The organism is Streptomyces violens (assembly GCF_000717745.1).
In the GTDB taxonomy this organism is placed as follows: Bacteria; Actinomycetota; Actinomycetes; order Streptomycetales; family Streptomycetaceae; genus Streptomyces; species Streptomyces violens.
On the sequence record NZ_JOBH01000013.1, the window covers coordinates 126,337 to 142,846 of the forward strand.

General features: G+C 71.6%; 15 protein-coding genes. 8 read left to right on the forward strand and 7 right to left on the reverse strand.

The genetic code is table 11. From position 1 onward, the window contains the following. Positions 1-75 precede the first annotated feature (75 nt). Positions 76-1,926 (forward strand): PQQ-binding-like beta-propeller repeat protein, encoded by a 1,851-nt coding sequence (locus tag IF04_RS0125020; RefSeq protein WP_030262100.1) that lies wholly within the window; start codon positions 76-78, stop codon positions 1,924-1,926. Between the two features lie 266 nt (positions 1,927-2,192). Continuing rightward, a complete protein-coding gene (locus IF04_RS0125025; RefSeq protein WP_051831541.1) occupies positions 2,193-2,900 on the forward strand; it encodes a helix-turn-helix transcriptional regulator in 708 nt (235 codons plus the stop codon). A gap of 12 nt (positions 2,901-2,912) precedes the next feature. Here IF04_RS0125025 and IF04_RS0125030 read toward each other — a convergent pair whose 3' ends face one another. Further along, positions 2,913-3,236, reverse strand: a complete 324-nt coding sequence (locus IF04_RS0125030) for a hypothetical protein (protein WP_030262109.1) — start codon at positions 3,234-3,236, stop codon at positions 2,913-2,915. Between the two features lie 20 nt (positions 3,237-3,256). After that, complete coding sequence (locus tag IF04_RS0125035; RefSeq protein ID WP_030262112.1) at positions 3,257-4,927, reverse strand: sodium:solute symporter family protein; 1,671 nt, start codon at positions 4,925-4,927, stop codon at positions 3,257-3,259. A gap of 231 nt (positions 4,928-5,158) precedes the next feature. Here IF04_RS0125035 and galT point away from each other — a divergent pair, with 231 nt between their 5' ends. From galT to IF04_RS0125055, 4 genes are all read left to right on the forward strand, one after another. Next, positions 5,159-6,205: a galactose-1-phosphate uridylyltransferase gene (gene galT, locus IF04_RS0125040; RefSeq protein WP_030262116.1), complete on the forward strand. Its 1,047-nt coding sequence runs from the start codon at positions 5,159-5,161 to the stop codon at positions 6,203-6,205. Next, a complete protein-coding gene (galE, locus tag IF04_RS0125045; RefSeq protein ID WP_030262121.1) occupies positions 6,202-7,167 on the forward strand; it encodes a UDP-glucose 4-epimerase GalE in 966 nt (321 codons plus the stop codon). The genes galT and galE overlap by 4 nt, the downstream gene beginning before the upstream one ends. Before the next feature lie 16 nt (positions 7,168-7,183). Beyond that, complete coding sequence (gene galK, locus IF04_RS0125050; protein ID WP_030262124.1) at positions 7,184-8,356, forward strand: galactokinase; 1,173 nt, start codon at positions 7,184-7,186, stop codon at positions 8,354-8,356. A gap of 426 nt (positions 8,357-8,782) precedes the next feature. Continuing rightward, positions 8,783-9,589, forward strand: a complete 807-nt coding sequence (locus IF04_RS0125055; RefSeq protein ID WP_037960603.1) for a response regulator transcription factor — start codon at positions 8,783-8,785, stop codon at positions 9,587-9,589. Positions 9,590-9,693: 104 nt separating this feature from the next. Here the strand turns inward: IF04_RS0125055 and IF04_RS0125060 are convergent, their stop codons facing one another. The 3 genes from IF04_RS0125060 to IF04_RS0125070 all read right to left on the reverse strand — a co-directional run bounded on the left by IF04_RS0125060 (position 9,694) and on the right by IF04_RS0125070 (position 13,276). Then, a complete protein-coding gene (locus IF04_RS0125060) occupies positions 9,694-11,697 on the reverse strand; it encodes a beta-galactosidase (RefSeq protein WP_030262129.1) in 2,004 nt (667 codons plus the stop codon). Between the two features lie 75 nt (positions 11,698-11,772). Beyond that, positions 11,773-12,555 (reverse strand): SDR family NAD(P)-dependent oxidoreductase, encoded by a 783-nt coding sequence (locus tag IF04_RS0125065; protein WP_030262131.1) that lies wholly within the window; start codon positions 12,553-12,555, stop codon positions 11,773-11,775. 223 nt (positions 12,556-12,778) lie between these two features. Next, the gene (locus IF04_RS0125070) at positions 12,779-13,276 is read right to left on the reverse strand and encodes a MarR family winged helix-turn-helix transcriptional regulator (protein ID WP_030262135.1); all 498 of its coding nucleotides are present in this window, start codon (positions 13,274-13,276) and stop codon (positions 12,779-12,781) included. Positions 13,277-13,409: 133 nt separating this feature from the next. Here IF04_RS0125070 and IF04_RS0125075 point away from each other — a divergent pair, with 133 nt between their 5' ends. Continuing rightward, complete coding sequence (locus IF04_RS0125075; RefSeq protein ID WP_030262138.1) at positions 13,410-14,234, forward strand: trans-aconitate 2-methyltransferase; 825 nt, start codon at positions 13,410-13,412, stop codon at positions 14,232-14,234. A gap of 4 nt (positions 14,235-14,238) precedes the next feature. After that, positions 14,239-14,598: a VOC family protein gene (locus tag IF04_RS0125080; protein ID WP_030262141.1), complete on the forward strand. Its 360-nt coding sequence runs from the start codon at positions 14,239-14,241 to the stop codon at positions 14,596-14,598. A 69-nt stretch (positions 14,599-14,667) separates the two neighbouring features. On the opposite strand, the gene IF04_RS0125085 is transcribed toward IF04_RS0125080, so the two are convergent. Together IF04_RS0125085 and IF04_RS0125090 are read right to left on the reverse strand one after the other, a co-directional pair. Continuing rightward, the gene (locus tag IF04_RS0125085; protein WP_211259857.1) at positions 14,668-15,354 is read right to left on the reverse strand and encodes a TetR/AcrR family transcriptional regulator; all 687 of its coding nucleotides are present in this window, start codon (positions 15,352-15,354) and stop codon (positions 14,668-14,670) included. A gap of 7 nt (positions 15,355-15,361) precedes the next feature. Next, complete coding sequence (locus IF04_RS0125090; RefSeq protein WP_030262148.1) at positions 15,362-16,363, reverse strand: acyl-CoA desaturase; 1,002 nt, start codon at positions 16,361-16,363, stop codon at positions 15,362-15,364. Positions 16,364-16,510 lie beyond the last annotated feature (147 nt).

Consider the following 16,510-nt stretch of genomic DNA (forward strand, 5'->3'; position numbering starts at 1 on the left):
GAGGGGTTTTGCCGCTCGGGATCGCGGGGGAGGCCGATTCGGAGCCATGGGCCGGTGTGAAGAGGTAACGACCCGATGACCCAGCCGCCGCAGCCGCCTCCACCGCCCGGTCAGCCGCCGTCCGGCGGCTTCGGCGCGCCCCAGGACCCTTCGTACGGCTATCCGCAGCAGCCCCATCAGCCGCCGCAGGCCCCGCAGACTCCGCCGCAGCCGCCCCAGGCCCCGCAGGCCCCGCCGCAGCCGCCGCAGGCTCCGGGTCAGGCGCCGCAGGGCCCCCCGCCCCCACCGGGCCCGTACGGCGCGCCGCAGCCCGGGTACGGCTACCCGGCCCAGGGCCCGGGCTACGGCTACCCACAGCAGCCCGGCCAGCCCGGTCAGCCCGGCGCCCCCGGCCCGTACGGCGCCCCCTACCCGCCCGCCGCGCAGTTCCCCGGCGGCGGCATGCCCCCGCAGGGTGGCGGCGGCAATCAGCAGCGCACCCGCATCATGATCGTCGTCGCCGCGGTGGTCGCGATCGCGCTGATCGTCGGCGGCGGCGTGTGGTTCGCCAATAGCGGCGGTGACGACCCGGCGCCGAACGCCCAGGGCTCCAGCGAGGGCACCGACGGCGGCAAGGGCGGGGACGCGCCGACGTCGCTCAAGGGCGGCAAGGTCGCGCTGAACGCGGAGACCAAGCCCGGCAGTTCCACGGGCAAGCTGCTCTTCAATGTGCCGCTGCCCTCGCCGGACAAGTCGGTGGTGACGCTGAACGGCGCCTGGGCGACGGAGAAGACGTACGCCAAGGTCAGCAAGGCCGAGATCGTCGGCTACGACCTGGCCGCGAGGAAGCCGAAGTACAAGCTCCCGATGGACGGCATCATCTGCGGCGCCTCGAACTACGCCACCGAGGAGGGCAAGGCCGCGGTCGTGTTCGAGGCCGGTCCGCGCAAGGGCGAGAACGACCGCGAGCCCTGCAGCCAGATCGCGCTGCTGGACATCGACTCCGGCAAGTTCGACTGGCAGGAGACGATGCCGGGCGGCGACCAGGCGTCCAGCCTCGGCATGGGCGTCACCTTCAGCCAGGGCGCGGTCGTCGCCTCCTGGCCGGGCGGCGGCGAGGCCGCGTACGACATCTCCGGCAAGGAGCTGTGGCACCGCCGCGACAACGGCAACGACGCCTCGATGCAGTGCCTGGACCGGGGCATCGGCGGCGGCAAGAAGCTCGTCGCGGTGCTGCGCTGCGGTGAGTACGGCTCGCAGACCACGCAGGTCCAGGAGATCGATCCGGCCACCGGCAAGCCCAAGTGGACCTATGACGCGCCGAAGGGCGTGGAGAGCGCCGAGGTGGTCTCCACCAACGGCCCGGTCGTCATCGGCATCTCCGCGGGCGACGCCGGTATCACGGACATGGTCGTCATCGACGACTCCGGCAAGCAGCAGGCACAGATTTCGCTGCAGAAGGACAAGTACAAGCCCAACTGCGGCATCAGCGGCGGCGTCGAGCGCTGCGTCACCGCGACGGCGGACGAGAAGTACCTCTACATGCCCTCCAAGTCGCACGACGCGGTGGGCGGCGAGTCCTTCGACAAGCAGAACGAGATCGTCGCGTTCGACCTGAAGACCGGCTCCGCGACCTGGAAGGCGACCTCGGAGGTCAATCAGGAGATCGTGCCGATCCGTATGGCCGGCGACAAGCTCATCGCCTACCAGGACGGTTACAGCGATAAGGGCGGCCAGGTCCTCAGCATCGACCCGGCCCAGCAGGGCAAGAAGACGGTCTTCCTCAACCTCCCGAAGGAGACCGCCGACGCGGCCCGCAGCCTGCGCCCGGGTATGACCCGCGCGGTGTACGCGCACGGCCGCCTCTTCCTGAACCAGGACATCATGTCCGGCACGAAGTACGGCCTGGGTGACGACAAGTATCTGGGCCTGGCCTTCGGCAGCTGAGAAACCCGCAGGCCCGGGGGCCCGCCCGGCGGCCCCGTCCTACGCACTGTAGGACGGGGCCGTCGTCGTATCGGATCCGTCCGCCTCTGGAAATAAATGATCGGCGGCTGATGGCAAGTGGCCCAGAATGGCCGGGATTTCAGCATTCCGGCGGGCTTCTGCCCGGTAGGGGGCGCGCAATGTCGAACAAGCGTGTAGCTTCCGGATGCAAAGGGGCCCGGCGGAGATCGGGGGGCTGGTATCGCCGGGGAATGGGGGGTTGCTGAATGGGCGTGCGGCTCATGGTGGTCGATGACCACCGCCTGCTCGCCGAGGCGCTCGCCTCGGCACTGAAGTTGCGCGGGCACAGAGTGCTCGCGGCGGCCGCGCCGAGTGCCGGGGCGGCGGATCTGGTGGTGAGCAGAGCGCCGGAGGTGTGCCTCCTGGGGACGGCAGCGCCCGCCGAGCCGGGGGCGTTCGACCCGGTGGTCCGGATCAAGAAGGAGCGGCCCCAGGTGGCGGTCGTGGTGCTCGGTCCGGTGCCCAATCCGCGGGGCATCGCCGCGGCGTTCGCGGCCGGCGCGTCCGGTTACGTCCGCCACGACGAGCGGATCGAGGGCGTGGAGCGGGCGATGATGAAGGCCAGGGCGGGCGAGGCGGCGATCGCCCCGGCCCTGCTCCAGCAGGCGTTCGAGGAGCTGCTGCATCCGGCGGCGCAGCCCGACGACGAGGGCGCCCGGCTGCTGCAGATGCTGACCCCGCGCGAGGTGGAGGTGCTGGTCCGGGTCGCCGAGGGCGAGGACACCCGGCTCATCGCGGCCGGTATGGGCATCGCGCCGAGCACGGCCCGGACGCATGTGCAGCGGGTGCTGATGAAGCTGGGGGTGGGGTCGCGGCTGGAGGCGGCGGCGCTGGCGGCCCGTACGGGTCTGCTGGACCGGGCCGCGATCAGCAACGCGAACGCGGCGGGGCCGCAGCAGGCCCCGCCGCAGTGACCGCGCGGCGCGTCAGTCCGTCGTGCCGGACGTGGTGCCGCTCGTGCCGCCGGCCGTGGCGCCGGTCTCCTCGGGGGCCGGTGCCTCGGTCGGGCGCAGCTTCATCCACGCCAGGAAGAACAGGCCGAGGGCGAGCATCCCGAGGCCGGTCCAGAGGTTGATGTTGATGTCCTGGGCCTTCTTCAGGTCCGCGTCGGACGCCGTGATGCCGGCGATCGTGACGATGACGCCGTAGACGACGAAGAGTCCGCCGATGATGCGGCGTACGTCGAAGAGCCGGGCCGCCGTCGCGGACTTGCGCTCCAGTTCCTCGACCTCGTGCTGGTAGTCACTCATGATCTGTGCTCCTCGGTGCCTCAGAAGGAGAAGGGGATGTAGCAGAGGGCGGCGAGGACGACCGCGCCCCAGCCCAGCAGGGCGGGCTTGCGGTACCACGCGTCGTCGCCCTCGGCGGGCAACTCCTCCATGCCGGGCGAGGTGGTGCCGTAGACCAGGCCGGCCAGCGACTCGGCGGACTTCGGCTTGGTCACCAGGGTGACCACGAACATCACGACCGCGCCGACGACGAACGCCACGATCGAGGAGACGAAGTTGGCGCCCTGGTCGGAGGGGATCGCGATGACGCCCTGCTTGTAGAACCAGAAGTAGTTGACCATCGCGGCGACGGTGCCGGAGAGCAGGCCCCAGAAGCCGGCGGCGGCGCTGGTCCGCTTCCAGAACATGCCGATGATGAAGACCACGAACAGCGGGACGTTGAAGAACGAGAACAGCGTCTGCAGGTAGTTCATGATGTTGCTGAACGAGGACGCGATGAACGCGGTCCCCATGCCGATCAGCACGCCCACCGCGGTGACCACCCGGCCGGTCCTCAGGTAGTACGCGTCCTCGCGGCCCTTCTTGAGGTACGCCGCCCAGATGTCGTTGGTGAAGACCGTGTTGAACGAGGAGACGTTCGCGGCCATACCGGCCATGAACGCGGCGAGCAGGCCGGTCACCGCGATGCCGAGGACGCCGTTGGGCAGCAGGTCGCGCATCAGCACCGGGATGGCGTCGTTGTACTGCAGGCCGTCCTTGGTCTTGCCCAGCGAGGGCTCCATGACCAGCGCGATCAGGCCCGGCACGACCACGACCAGCGGGATGAAGATCTTGGGGAAGGCGGCGATGAGCGGGGTGCGCTTGGCGGCGGAGCCGTTCTTCGCGGACAGCGCGCGCTGCACCTCGGCGAAGTTGGTCGTCCAGTAACCGAAGCTCATCACGAAGCCGAGGCCGAGCACGATCGTCAGCCAGTTGGCGCCCAGCGGGTTGGCCTCGCCGATGCCGGTGCCGCCCCAGGCGGTGAGGAAGTCACCGCCGTGGGAGTCGGTGAGGCTGCTGGTCAGGCCGTCCCAGCCGCCGACGCGCTTGAGGCCGACGACGGTCAGCGGGATCAGCGCGGCGAGGATGACGAAGAACTGCAGGACCTCGTTGTAGATCGCGGAGGACAGGCCGCCGATGGTGATGTACGCGAGGACGAAGAAGCCGGCGACGACGATGGCCACCCACTCCGGCCAGCCCAGCAGCGCCTCCAGCACGATCGCCATCGCGTAGAGGTTCACGCCCGCGATCAGCACGGAGGAGACCGCGAAGATGATCGAGGACAGCAGGTGCGAGGACGGCCCGAAGCGGTGCAGCAGGAACTCCGGCACGGAGCGGACCTTGGAGCCGTAGTAGAAGGGCATCATCACCAGGCCGAGGAAGACCATGGCGGGGATGGCGCCGATCCAGTACCAGTGCACCGTGTACGCGCCGTACTGCGCGCCGTTGGCGGCCATGCCGAGGATCTCGGTGGCGCCGAGGTTGGCGGCGACGAACGCGAGGCCGGTCACCCACGCGGGCAGCGACCGGCCGGAGAGGAAGAAGTCCAGGCTGGTCTTCACGCTGCGCTTGGCGGCGAAGCCGATGCCCAGGACGACGGCGAAGTAGATCGCCAGGATGGTGTAGTCGAGCCCGTTGGTAGGGAGGCGTAGCCCTTCGGCCATCGTGATCATGGGGTCTCGCTTCGTTGCGTGGCGCCGGTGGCTTGAACGAGCAGAAAGTTACGCGCGGTCGCTCGGAAACTGAACACTTTTGTTGGTTTTGTTTGTTGGATCGTGATCGAGTGGCGCCCTTGGTGACGCTGGGTGCGAGCGGGGGTACCGCTCTGTTCCCGGCGTTGACGGAAGTGTTGGCTCGTGGTTCATTATGTTCGTTTGTGTTTGGTCGTCTGGCGAGGAGCAACAGTGAAGAAGACGTCCACGCGGCTCGCGGACGGCCGGGAGCTCATCTACTACGACTCCCGTGACGACGTCGTGCGCGACGCCGTCGACGAGCGTCCCCTGCCGCAGGTCACCACCGCATCCGAGATCCGGCACGACCGCCTCCTCGGCGACTCCGTCGCCGTCGCCTCGCACCGTCAGGGCCGGACCTACCACCCGCCGGCCGACGAGTGCCCGCTGTGCCCCTCGCGCGAGGGCCGGCACTCGGAGATCCCCGCCGCCGACTACGACGTCGCGGTCTTCGAGAACCGCTTTCCCTCGCTCGCCGGCGGCACCGGCCGCTGCGAGGTCGTCTGCTTCACCTCCGACCACCACGCCTCCTTCGCCGACCTCACCGAGGAGCAGGCCGCGCTGGTCCTGGAGGCATGGACCGACCGCACCGCCGAGCTCTCGCAGCTCCCGGACGTCGAGCAGGTCTTCTGCTTCGAGAACCGCGGCGCCGAGATCGGCGTGACCCTCGGCCACCCGCACGGCCAGATCTACGCCTATCCCTTCGTCACCCCCCGCACCGAGCGGATGCTCGCCTCGGCCACCGCGCACGCCGAGCGCACGGGCGGCCGCAACCTCTTCGACGACGTCGTCGCCGACGAGCTCGCCGACGGCAGCCGCGTCGTCCTGGAGGGCGAGCACTGGGTGGCCTTCGTCCCGTACGCGGCGCACTGGCCGTACGAGGTGCACCTCTATCCGCGGCGCCGGGTCCCCGACCTGCTCGCGCTGGACGAGGGCGCGCGCACAGAGTTCCCACAGCTCTACCTGGAAGTCTTGCGACGGTTCGACCGGATCTTCGGGGAAGGGGAGCCGCCGACGCCGTACATCGCCGCATGGCACCAGGCGCCGGTGCGCGCCCCGCACCGCGACGGCTTCGCCCTCCATCTGGAGCTCTTCACCATCCGACGCACTCCCGGCAAGCTGAAGTTTCTCGCGGGTTCCGAATCCGGCATGAATGTGTTCATCAACGATGTGCCGCCGGAAGCCGCGGCGCAGCGACTGCGAGAGGTAGCGAGCACGTGAGCAAGAAATACCTGGTCACCGGCGGAGCGGGATACGTCGGCAGCGTCGTGGCGGCACACCTGCTGGAAGCCGGCCACGAGGTCGTGGTCCTGGACGACCTGTCCACCGGCCACCGCGTGGGCGTCCCCGCGGGCGCGGAGTTCATCGAGGGCCGGGTCCAGGACGCGGCCAAGTGGCTGGACCGCTCCTTCGACGCCGTCCTGCACTTCGCCGCGTTCTCGCAGGTCGGCGAGTCCGTCGTGGACCCGGAGAAGTACTGGCGCAACAACGTCGGCGGCACGATGGACCTGCTCGCGGCGATGCGCGTCGCGGGCGTGCGCACGCTCGTCTTCTCCTCCACGGCGGCGACGTACGGCGAGCCCGTGAACACCCCCATCACGGAGACCGACCCGACCGCTCCCACCTCGCCGTACGGCGCCTCGAAGCTGGCCGTGGACCACATGATCAGCGGGGAGTGCGCGGCGCACGGCCTGTCCGCGGTCTCGCTGCGGTACTTCAACGTGGCCGGCGCGTACGGCGACTGCGGCGAGCGGCACGACCCCGAGTCGCACCTCATCCCGCTCGTCCTCCAGGTCGCCCAGGGCCGCCGCGAGTCGATCTCCGTCTTCGGCGACGACTACCCGACGCCGGACGGCACCTGCATCCGCGACTACATCCACGTCGCCGACCTCGCCGACGCGCATCTGCTGGCGCTGGACGCGGCCGTCGCGGGCGAGCACCTGATCTGCAACCTCGGCAACGGCAACGGCTTCTCCGTACGCGAGGTCATCGAGACCGTCCGCAAGGTCACCGGCCACCCGATCCCCGAGGTCGTCGCCCCCCGCCGCGGCGGCGACCCGGCGGTACTGGTCGCCTCGGCCCGGACGGCCATCGACCGCCTCGGCTGGCAGCCGAAGCGCGCGGACCTGGCGGAGATCGTCGCCGACGCCTGGGCCTTCGCTCAGCAGACCCAGCAAGCCTGAGGACAAGGGAGTCCCGTTGACAGACACGCAGCACGGCGCCGCCCGCACGGAGGCCGCCTTCCGCGAGGTGTACGGAACCGCCCCCGCGGGGGTCTGGGCCGCTCCCGGCCGGGTCAACCTCATCGGTGAGCACACCGATTACAACGACGGCTTCGTGATGCCGCTGGCCCTCCCGCACACCACGACCGCCGCGGCCGCGCCCCGTACCGACGGCGTGCTGCGTCTGCACTCCGGCAACGTCAAGGGCGGCATCGTCGAGCTGCGCACCGACGAGCTGCGCCCGGCACCCGACGGCGGCTGGGCGGCGTACCCGGCCGGCGTCCTGTGGGCGATGCGGGAGGCCGGACTCCCGGTGGGCGGCGGCGCCGATCTGCACTTCGACTCCGTCGTCCCCACCGGCGCCGGGCTCTCCTCCTCCGCCGCCCTGGAGGTCGCCACCGCCCTCGCGCTGAACGACCTGTACGGCCTGGGCCTGGACGGCCAGGAGCTGGCCCGGCTGGCCCAGCGCGCCGAGAACGCCTTCGTCGGCGTGCCCTGCGGGATCATGGACCAGACCGCTTCGGCCTGCTGCACCGAAGGCCACGCCCTCCTCCTGGACACCCGCGACCTCACCCGCCGTCAGGTCCCCTTCGACCTCGCGGCGGCCGGGCTGCGCCTCCTCGTCGTCGACACCCGCGTCCAGCACGAGCTGGGTGACGGCGCCTACGCCGAACGCCGCGCCGGCTGTGAGCGGGCCGCGCGGGCACTGGGCGTACGCGCTCTGCGCGACGTGGCGTACGACGGACTGCGCCAGGCGCTGGAGTCGCTGGCGGACGAGGCCGCCGTGCGGCCCCTGGTACGGCACATCGTGACCGAGAACCGGCGGGTGGAGGAGGTCATGGCGCGCCTCGACGCGGGCGACCCGCGCGGCATCGGCCCGCTGCTGACGGCCGGGCACGCCTCGCTCCGCGACGACTTCGCCGTGTCCTGCGCCGAGCTGGACCTCGTGGTCGAGGCCGCCAACGAGGCCGGTGCGCTGGGCGCCCGGATGACCGGCGGCGGCTTCGGCGGTTCGGCGATCGTGCTGGTGGAGGAGGCGGAGGCGGAGGCCGTGGGCAAGGCGGTCACCGAGGCGTTCGCGGCGGCCGGGCACGCCGCGCCGCGGATCTTCACCGCCGTGCCGAGCGCGGGGGCCCGGCGGCTGGCGTGAACCGGGCGGCGGCGGGGGCGCAAAAACGCGCCCCCGCACACCCCCGACGCACTGTCAGCCGCTCCGGGCGACTGGCCGATTGCCCCGCCGGCGTCCGTCGGTAACGGGTCGGAATGAGCCGATCACCCGCTACTGGTGCCTCGTGGTGGGCCGACTGCCCCACCCTGAACACATGGGTCGGGCAGTTTTGCCAATCGGCTTCCGTTGCCGGACCCCGTACGTACGCTGAACAGAGCACCGGTGGGGGCCGGTGCCGATCAGGGGGCGAGCTGGACCCTCTCCGCCGAACGCGGCGCGGGGAGGTGAGGGTACGGCGCCCGGGACGGGACAGCGACGCAGCACGGCGGCGGCCGTGCCGCTGCGTCGTCCCCGCCCCCGGGCGCACGTACCCGTTTCTGCCCGTTTCCCCGAGACAGGGGGTCCTCAGTGCAACGCATCCGGGTCTTGGTGGTCGACGACCACCGCATTTTTGCCGAGTCCCTGGCGGCAGCCCTCGCGGCCGAACAGGACGTGGACGTGGCGGCGGCCGGGAGCGGACCGGCGGCCCTGCGCAGTCTGGAGCGGGCGGCCTCCGAAGGCCGGCGCTTCGACGTCATGCTCGTCGACGCCGACCTCGGCGCCGCCGTCGCACCGCTCGCAGCCGTGCCCATACGGCCGCAGGGCCACCGGGACGGCGCGGCCGACGGCGCGCCCGTGGACGGTATTTCGCTGGTCACCTCGGTCCGCACCGCACACCCGATGGTGCGCGCCGTGGTGCTCGCGGAGAAGGACGACCCGCGCAGGGCCGCGTCCGCGCTGCAGGCCGGCGCCGGCGGCTGGGTCGCGAAGGACTGCTCGCTCTCCCGCCTGCTGGCCGTGATCCGCGGCGTGCTGCGGGACGAGACGCATCTGCCGCCCGCGCTCCTCACCGGCGTGCTGCGGGAGCTCACGGCGGCCCGCAAGCACCGTACGGAGAGCGAGCGGCTGGTGGAGTCGCTGACGCCGCGCGAGCGCGAAGTGCTGCGCTGCATGGTCGCGGGGCTCGGCCGCAAGGCGGTCGCGGAGCGGCTGTTCCTCTCGCCGCACACGGTCCGCACGCACATGCAGAACGTCCTGGGCAAGCTCGGCGTGCACTCCACGCTCGCGGCGGTGGCGCTGGCGCGCCGGGCCGGGGTGGGGCCGGTCGAGCTGGAGCCGCCCCCGTCGTCCCCGGCGGCGCAGCCGGTGCCGTCGGCGTCGGTCTCGGTGCCGTGAGGCGCGCGTGGACCGGCGGCCGCGCCCCGGCCGGCACGGCGGCCGGCGACCGCCTGAGCACGGCCGCCGGCAGACCCTGACCGCCCGCCGTCCGGGGCCGCGGATCAGGAGCGGGCCCTTGGGCCGGACTCCGTCAGGACGGCCACGCCGCGGGCGGGCAGGGTGAGGTGATACACGGTTGCCGCCCGCGGTGTGGCCTGCGCCAGTGCGTCGGTCATGGGGCGGGGCAGCGCCACCTCGGCCGGCTCCTGCCCGTGGTTGAGCAGGAAGAGATAGCGCGCGCGGGCATCGGCGCGCACGGTCGCCTGCACGCCGGGCGGCAACCCCGGCAGTACGGGCGTGACGCCCGCCGCCTCCCGTACGTCGTCCATCAGGGCCCGCATCAGCGCCGGGTCGGGCCGCGTGCCGACGTACCAGGCGGTGCCCCGGCCGTGGCCGTGCCGGGTGAACGCGGGCCGTAGCCCGTCATACAGGAAGTCCACGACGGAGCCCGCGCCTTCCAGGACGATGTCCTCCGCCCAGAGGTCGGCGCGCCCGGCGTACCGCCCGCGCAGCGGGACGGCCGCGCGCTCGTCCAGCGGCCAGAACTCCTCGACCCGCAGGCCCAGTACCTCGCGCAGCGGCGCCGGGTAGCCGCCGGGGTGCACCCGGTCGTGCGCGTCGACGATGCCGGAGAAGAACGACACCAGCAGGTGCCCGCCGTCGCGCACGTACGCGGCCAGCCGCTCGGCGTCCTCGGTGCGCAGCAGGTAGAGATTGGGCACGACGACCAGGCGGTACCCGGCCAGGTCCCGGTCCGGCGGGAGGATGTCGCAGGCGACGCCCGCCTCGAACAGCGGGCGGTAGTGGGCCAGGGCCCGCTCGGGCGCCTGGAGGGCGGTGGAGGGGCGGGAGTCCAGCTCCAGTGCGCGTCGGCTGTCCCAGTCGGTGAGCAGCGCGACCTGTGCCTCGGAGCGGGTGCCCTCGATGCCCGGTACGGCGGCCAGCTCCCGCCCCAGCTCGGTGACCTCGCGGAAGATCCGGGTGCCGGTGCCGCCGTGCGGGACCATCGCGGAGTGGAACTTCTCGGCGCCGCCGAGCGACTGCCGCCACTGGAAGAAGAGCACCGCGTCGGCGCCCTGGGCGACGGCCTGCCAGCTCCACAGCCGCATCGCGCCGGGCGGCTTGGGGCCGTTGCGGGGGCGCCAGTTGACGGCGCCGGGGGCCTGTTCGAGCAGCAGCCACGGCTGCCCGTCGCGCGCCGAGCGCATCAGGTCGAAGTTGTAGGCGGCGCGGATGTGGTCGTCCGGGTCGTAGGGGTCCTGGTAGAAGTCCAACGCCATGACGTCCATGTCGCGGGCCCACGCGAAGGCGTCGACGGGCTTGTGGTCCGGCATGAGGTTGGTGGTGACCGGTACCTCCGGGGTGACCCGGTTCAGTACCTCCTTCTCGGCGAGGTAGCAGGCGCGCAGCGCGTCGTCGCTGAAGCGGAGGTAGTCCAGCTGCTGCGCGGGATTGGCGGAGGCGGGCGCGGCACGCGGCGGCAGCACCTCCTCGAAGTCGCCGTACGCCTGCGACCAGAAGGCGGTGGACCAGGCGTCGTTGAGGGCTTCGATCGTGCCGTAGCGCTCCCGCAGCCAGCGGCGGAAGTCGCGGGCCGAGACGTCGCAGTAGCACTGCCGGGTGTGGCAGCCGTACTCGTTGCCGATGTGCCACAGGGCGAGCGCGGGATGGCCGGCGTAGCGGTGCGCGAGGCGTTCGACGAGGCGGACGGCGTGCTCGCGGTAGACCGGGCTGGAGGGGCAGTAGTGCTGGCGGGCGCCGGGCCAGCGGCGGGTGCCGTCGGCGTCCTCGGGGAGGATCTCCGGGTGCCGGTGGGCGAGCCAGGGCGGTGGCGAGGCGGTCATGGTGGCCAGGCAGACCGCGATCCCGGCCTGCCCGAGGCCGTCCATGACGCGGTCGAACCAGCCGAAGTCATAGGTACCCGGGCGGGGTTCGACCCCCGCCCAGGAGAAGATCCCGGCGGTCACCATCGTGACGTGCGCCTGCTTCATGAGGACGAGGTCCTCGGCCCGTACGTCCTCGGGCCACTGCTCGGGGTTGTAGTCCCCGCCGAACCGGATTCCCATCGCGCGCTCCCCCCTGGGGGCTTGTCGGATCGCGTGGTCGCTGGTCGCTGCTGTGGTGCTGAACGGGTTCGCTGGTCAGGACGAGTTCTTCAGGACGCTCCAGCCGCCGTCGACGACGAGGCTCGCGCCGGTGACGAAGGAGGCGTCCGGGGAGAGCAGGAAGGCGATCGTCGCGGCGACCTCCTCGGGGCGCCCGAGCCGGGCGGCGGCGGTCTCGGCGGCGGTCGCCTCGCGGTCCTCCTCGGGGACGCCTTCCCAGGCGGGCGTGAGGATCGGCCCGGGCAGCACGGAGTTCACCCGTACGTCGGGCCCGTACTCCACGGCCAGCTGCCGGGCGAGGCCGGTCAGGCCCGCCTTGGACGCGGCGTACGCGGGCCGCCCCGGCAGTCCGAAGAGGGCGTGCACGGAGGAGGTCAGCACGACGGCGCCCTGCCGCGCACGCAGGTCCTCCAGGGCTGCCCGTACGCCGAGGAACGCGCCGGTGAGGTTGACGGCGAGCTGGTGATCCCAGTCGGCGCGCGGGGTGCGGTCGGCGGGCGCGACGTACCGGGTGAAGGCGTTGGAGACCAGGCCGTCGACGGGCCCGTAGCGGCCCCTGGCCGCGGCCACGGCGCGCTCCCAGTCGCCCTCGTCGGTGACGTCGCAGTGCTCGTAGGAGGCGGTACCGCCGGCGGCCCGGATGCGGCGCGCGGTGCGCTCACCGCGCTCGTCGTCGACGTCGAGGAGAAGAACGCGAGCACCCTCCGCGGCGAGCCGGTCGGCGGTGGCGGCCCCGATGCCGGAGGCTGCGCCGGTGACGAGGTGGGTGCGGCCGCTAAACCGCGCCGTGGCGGGCGGCACGTCGCGCTGCTGGCTCATGGCCGCGATCCAAGTCGACGGTGCCCGTTCGGACAAGGGGGCGTGCCGATCAGGGGCGCGGGGAACTGCGCGACCGGCCACGACGGTGGCGCACTCGGCGGCCGGGCCGCAGCCCCGTGGCGCTGCCCTGCACGGCCCCGGCCACCGGGGTGGGGGTGCAGCACCGCTGCCGGGTGCGCCACTGCTGTGGCTGAGCGCGCAGTTCCCCGCGCCCCTGACGGGGCTACCCCGGGATGTTGTCGAACGGTGCCGTCAACTGCCGCAGCAGCCCCGCCAGTTCGCCGCGCTCCGCGCGGGACAGCTCTGCGAGGATCGCGCGCTCCTGGGTGAGCAGCCCGGCCAGGGACTGGTCGGCTCGGTCACGGCCTTCCGCCGTGAGCCGGACGAGGACGCCGCGCCGGTCGCTGGGGTCGGGCAGCCGCTCGACGAGGCCCTTCTTGGCGAGCCGGTCGATACGGTTGGTCATCGTGCCGGAGGTAACCAGGGTCTGGGTCAGGAGCTGGCCGGGGGAGAGCTGGTACGGAGAGCCCGCGCGGCGCAGCGCGGTGAGCACGTCGAACTCCCAGGGCTCCAGGCCCACCTCGGAGAAGGCCAGCCGCCGCGCGCGGTCGAGATGCCGGGCGAGCCGGCTGATTCGGCTGAGCACCTCGAGTGGTTCCACATCGAGGTCGGGGCGCTCGCGGCGCCATGCTGCGACCAGTCGGTCGACCTCGTCCTCCATGACGATCAGTGTAGTGGTTGTGTCGACGTGAAGTCTCTTGACGTCAAGATATATTTTGCTGGACGATTGGGCAGCGTCGGCAGCAGTTCCTGCTCCACCGGCCTTGGCCCGTACCAGCAGAGGGGTTCGACCCATGCACGACACGCACGTTGCGCCGACCTGGGACCCACAGCAGTACCTCCGCCACGCTACCCACCGCACCCGCCCCTTCCTCGACCTGCTCGCCCGGATACCCGAGCTGCCCACGGCGCGCCGCCCGCGCATCGCCGACCTGGGCTGCGGCCCCGGCAACGTCACGGCCCTGATAGCGGACCGCTGGCCCGACGCGCACATCACCGGCTACGACAGCTCCGCCGACATGCTGGCCAGGGCCGAGTCCTACGCGGGCCCCACCCCCGGCGGCGGCCGCCTGGACTTCGCCCCCGCCGACGCCGCCACCTGGATCCCCGACGAGCCCTTCGACCTCATCGTCTCCAACGCGGCACTGCAGTGGGTCCCCGGCCACGCCGACTCGTTCGCCCCCTGGATCGACTCCCTCACCCCCGGCGGCACCCTCGCCCTCCAGGTCCCCGGCAACTTCACCTCTCCCAGCCACGCCCTCCTCGGCGAGCTGTGCGAGACCCCGCAGTGGCGTCCCCGCCTCGGCGGCAAGGGCCGGCACTTCGTGCACATCCTGCAGCCGGAGGAGTACCTCGAGCGGCTGATCGACCTCGGCTGCGCGGCGGACGCCTGGGAGACCACGTACGTCCAGGTCCTGCAGGGCGAGGACCCGGTACTGGACTGGGTGAAGGGCACCGCGCTGCGGCCCGTCCTCACCGCCCTGGACGGCGACACCGAAGCGGTTGCGGAATTCCTCGACCAGTACCGCGACCTGCTGCGCAAGGCGTATCCGACCGGCCCGCACGGCACGGTCTTCCCCTTCCGGCGGATCTTCGCCGTGGCCCGTAAGGAGATCTGAGCGCATGATCACCGGCCTCGACCACGTCCAGCTCGCCTCGCCCGGCTCGGAGGAAGCGCTGTGCCGGTACTACGAAGGCGCGCTGGGCATGGTCCGGGCCCCCAAGCCGGCCACGCTCGCGGTGCGCGGAGGCTGCTGGTTCGAGGCCGGCAAGGTCCGGCTGCATCTCGGCATCGATGACGCCTACCGGCCATCGGCCAAGGCCCACCCGGGGATCCTCGTCACCGGCATCGACGCCTTCGCCGCCCGCCTCACCGCCCACGGCGCGGACGTCACCTGGGACGACGACCTCCCGGGCCACCGCCGCTTCTACTCCCACGACCCCGTCGGCAACCGGCTGGAATTCCTCGAACCCCTGTCCTGACCCGGCGCGCGCGGGTCGCGTGCGCTGCTCACTCTTTCGGGTGAACTTTGGGGCGCGTGTGACAGGAGTTCATGCCTTGCGATGCCCTATAAGCCGCGGTTTCGGCTCCAGCCCGTCCAGCCCGTGCCAGGCGAGATTCACCAGATGCGCGGCGACTTCCGCTTTCTTCGGCTTGCGCACGTCCAGCCACCACTGGCCCGTCAGCGCCACCATCCCGACCAGCGCCTGCGCGTACAGCGGCGCCAGCTTCGGATCGAAGCCGCGGGCCTTGAACTCCAGGCCCAGGATGTCCTCGACCTGGGTGGCGATGTCACTGATCAGCGACGCGAACGTACCCGTCGACTGGGCCACGGGCGAGTCCCGCACCAGAATGCGGAAGCCGTCGGTGTACGTCTCGATGTAGTCCAGCAGCGCGAACGCCGCCTGTTCCAGCAGCTCACGCGGGTGCCCCGCGGTCAGGGCACCCGTCACCATGTCCAGCAGCTGCCGCATCTCCCGGTCCACGACGACCGCGTACAGCCCTTCCTTGCCGCCGAAGTGCTCGTACACCACCGGCTTGGACACCCCGGCCTTCGCCGCGATCTCCTCCACCGACGTGCCCTCGAAGCCACGCTCCGCGAACACCGCGCGCCCGATGTCCAGCAGCTGCTCCCGGCGCTCCTTGCCCGTCATGCGGACCCGCCGCGCACGCCGCGCGCCCGCACCGGAAGATGTGTTGTCCTTACTGCCACTCACGCTGCTGCCATCGATTGCCACCCGTCAATCATGCCGCCTCGGCGGCCTTGTCCTTGCGGCGGGCGTCGTTCTCCTGGCGCCGGGAGTCGATCCGGGAGGCGTTCGGCCAGCGCACGTCGTACGCCCACCCCAGCTGCTCGAACCAGCGGATCAGCCGGGCACTGGAATCGAGCTGCCCCTTCAGCACACCGTGCCGCGCGGAGGTCGGGTCCGCGTGGTGCAGGTTGTGCCAGGACTCACCGCAGGACAGGATCGCCAGCCACCACACGTTCCCGGAGCGGTCACGGGACTTGAAGGGACGCTTGCCCACCGCGTGGCAGATGGAGTTGATCGACCACGTGACGTGGTGCAGCAGCGCCACCCGCACCAGCGAGCCCCAGAAGAACGCCGTGAAGGCGCCCCACCACGACATCGTCACCAGCCCGCCGACCAGCGGCGGGATCAGCAGCGACACGGCCGTCCACAGGACGAACTGGCGGGAGATCCGGCGGATCGCCGGGTCCTTGATCAGATCCGGCGCGAACTTGTGCTGCGGCGTCTGCTCCTCGTCGAACATCCACGCCATGTGCGCCCACCACAGGCCCTTCAGCAGGGCCGGCACGGTCTCGCCGTAACGCCACGGCGAATGCGGGTCACCCTCCGCATCGGAGAACTTGTGGTGCCGGCGGTGATCCGCCACCCACCGCACCAGCGGACCCTCCACCGCCAGCGACCCCATGATCGCCAGGGCGATCCGCAGCGGCCGCTTCGCCTTGAACGAACCGTGCGTGAAATAGCGGTGGAAACCGATCGTGATGCCGTGGCAGCCGATGAAGTACATCGCCACCAGCAGCCCCAGATCGAGCCAGCTCACGCCCCAGCCCCAGGCCAGTGGCACCGCGGCCACCAGCGCCAGGAACGGCAGGACGATGAACAGCAGCAGCGCGATCTGCTCCACGGAACGTTTGCTGTCGCCGCCCAGCGTCGCGGGCGGCGGCGCGCTCTCGGCGGTCTTCGGTGTTTTCTCGACGACTTCAGGGCCAGCGGTCATGTGTGTCCCTCGCTGGGGTCGGAGGCATGGCTACGGTTCCGTAACCTACGGTCTCGTAAGTATGGCAGTGCCGCCACACCGTACAAGGGTGTGACCGGCCCGACAGCCCCTCTCACAGAGCGGACGGTATGACCGCCCGAAAAGCGG